A 2,374-nucleotide genomic window follows, 5' to 3' on the forward strand; every position below is an offset into this window, starting at 1 on the left:
GGGTCAGGAGGCCGCCGTCGTCCTCGGCCGGTCCCCGGCGGCGGGGTCTGCCGCCGGGGCCGGGGCTGCGGTCCGCGCCCGCGCCACCTCCCCGGCCGGGCGCGGCCGCAGCAGGCCACGCACCGTCGCGCCGCGCACCGCTCCGCCCCGCGCCACACCCGCCAGCACGTCCCGGGCGAACAGCCGCTGCGGCGGCTCCTGCAGATGGGCGACGGTGAGGAAGGCCCGCCCGACCACCGGATCCACCGCCGCGGCCCGGTGCAGCCGCGCGACGTACCGGTTGAGCGCCCGCACCCGTGGGGTGCGGCGGCCCGCGACGGCCGGAAAGCGCAGGTCGCCGCCGACCGACAGGTCCCACGGGACGTCGGTGATCCGCGCGGCACGGCGGAAGAACCTGGCGGCGAGACCCTCACCCGCGTCCTCGGCCAGGCAGTCGCGCAGCGCCGCCGCCTCGCCGGCCGCGACCGTCATGCCCTGCCCGTACGAGGGGTTGAACTGGCAGAGCGCGTCGCCGGTCACCAGGTAGCCCTCCGGGAAGCGCTCCAGCCGCTCGTAGTGGCGGCGGACCGAGACCGGGATGCGCATCGCCCGCGGCGGGCCCAGCGGCTCCAGCCGCTCCAGGAGCCGGTGCAGATCGGGCACCGGAAGCCGAGCGGCGAACCGGTGGTAGCCGTCCGGGTCGACCGGCGGGCGGTCGGCGCCCATGCCGAACAGGGTGACCAGCCAGCGGTCGCCCTCGGCGCTCAGCGCCACCCCGCCGCGCGGCGCGGACGCCGAGGCGCCGACCACGTACGCGTCGGCGGGCGCGTCGCCCGGGCGGCGCCGGTACTCGCGGGAGACGTAGACCAGCCCGGAGTCCACCCGCTCCTGCGGCGCACTGCCGTAGCCCAGCGCCCGCAGCCAGGTGACCCCGCGGTTGCCGCGCCCGGTGGCGTCCACGAAAAGGTCCGAACCCAGCAGCCGCGGCTCGGAGTTGACCCGCAGGACCCGGACGCCGGTGACCCGCCCGCCGGTGTGGTCCGCGACGGGTTCCAGGACCTCGCAGCGGTCGTGGAACTCCACGCCGGGCAGCGTCGCCACCCGGGACCGCAGGTACCGTTCGAGCCCGGGGCGGCTGACCAGCAGACAGGGCAGGTCCCCGGCGGCGGGCTTGAGCAGGTGGCCGTCGTTGAACCAGCGCACATCGGCCTGGGCGTCCCGGACCAGGGCGCCCTCGGCCACCAGATCCTGTGTCAGCCCGGGGAACAGCTCATCCAGCAGCTCGAACCCCTTGGCCAGCAGCCCGTGCGCGTGGTGGCCCTGCGGCACCCCGCGCCGCGGCCCGGCGCCCGCCGGCAGCGCGTCCCGTTCGACCACCGTCACCCGCTCGTACGGGCCGGCCAGCACCCTGGCGGCCAGCAGCCCGGCGATACCCGCGCCGGCGATCACCGCGTGACCCGTTCCTGCGGTTCTGTCGTTCCCCATGGTGCCTCTCCTCGTCCCGGGGACGAGCATGCACCGGCCGGCTTGACGTTCGATTGTCGTCGGCTTGTCGGCGGTGCCGGGTACGGTCCGCCCCGGGCCGGGGTTTGCCCTCGACCAGGTCGAGGGCCCTACGGTCGGCCGTCATGACCTCCCCATCCGCCTCCCGGACCCTGGCGTCGCCGACGGCCCGGTCCCGTCCGCCGCTGCCCCGCAGCTACCTGTACTGGCTGGCCGGCGCCCAGGCCTCCGTCCTCGGCGACGCCGTCCTGTCGTTCGCGCTCGGCTGGGCCGCCGCCGCGCACGGTGGACGGACGGCGGCGCTGGTCCTGACCGCCGTGACGGTGCCCCGGACCCTGCTGCTCCTGCCGGGCGGCGCCGTCGCCGACCGGTTCGGCGCCCGCCGGGTGCTGATCACCGGTGACGCGGTGCTGCTCGCGGCCACCCTCGCGCTCGCCGCCACCCTGGACCGGCCGGCCGCCGCCCCGTGGCTCCTGGTCCTGATCGCCGCCGTGACCGGGACGGTCGACGCGTTCCACCTGCCCGCCACCGGTTCGATGCCGCGCCGCCTGGTGAGCGGTGACCAGCTCCCCCGGGCGCTGGCGGTACGGCAGGCGGCCGGCCAGGCCGCCGCGCTGCTCGGCGCGCCGCTGGGCGCGGTCCTGGTCTCCGCCTCCGGGCTGCGCGGTGCGGCGCTCGCCGACGCGGCGACCTTCGCGGTGGTGCTGGCCGTGCTGGTGCGGATCCGCCCGGCCGACGCGGCCGCCGGCACCGTATCCGGCGCGGGTCCGCGCGGAGGGACCGCCGGCACGGTACGGCGAGCCCTGGCGGACCCGGTGCTCAGGCCCGCGCTGCTGCTCACCGCGGCGGCGGCCGGCGGCCTGCTGCCGGTGGTGTCGCTGCTCGGCCCGCT

At 77.8% G+C, this 2,374-nt stretch carries 2 protein-coding genes; one reads left to right on the plus strand and one right to left on the minus strand.

Translation table 11 applies throughout. The features are described from left to right. Positions 1-3: 3 nt before the first annotated feature. On the minus strand, positions 4-1,464 hold the full coding sequence (locus tag AA75_RS30200; RefSeq protein WP_063794465.1) for an NAD(P)/FAD-dependent oxidoreductase: 1,461 nt from the start codon (positions 1,462-1,464) through the stop codon (positions 4-6). A gap of 143 nt (positions 1,465-1,607) precedes the next feature. On the opposite strand from AA75_RS30200, the gene AA75_RS30205 reads away from it, so the two are divergent. Next, positions 1,608-2,374, plus strand: a 767-nt coding sequence (locus AA75_RS30205; RefSeq protein WP_149038461.1) for an MFS transporter, incomplete at its 3' end; no start/stop codon positions are given.

Source organism: Kitasatospora sp. MBT63, from assembly GCF_000710465.2.
In the GTDB taxonomy this organism is placed as follows: domain Bacteria; phylum Actinomycetota; class Actinomycetes; order Streptomycetales; family Streptomycetaceae; genus Kitasatospora.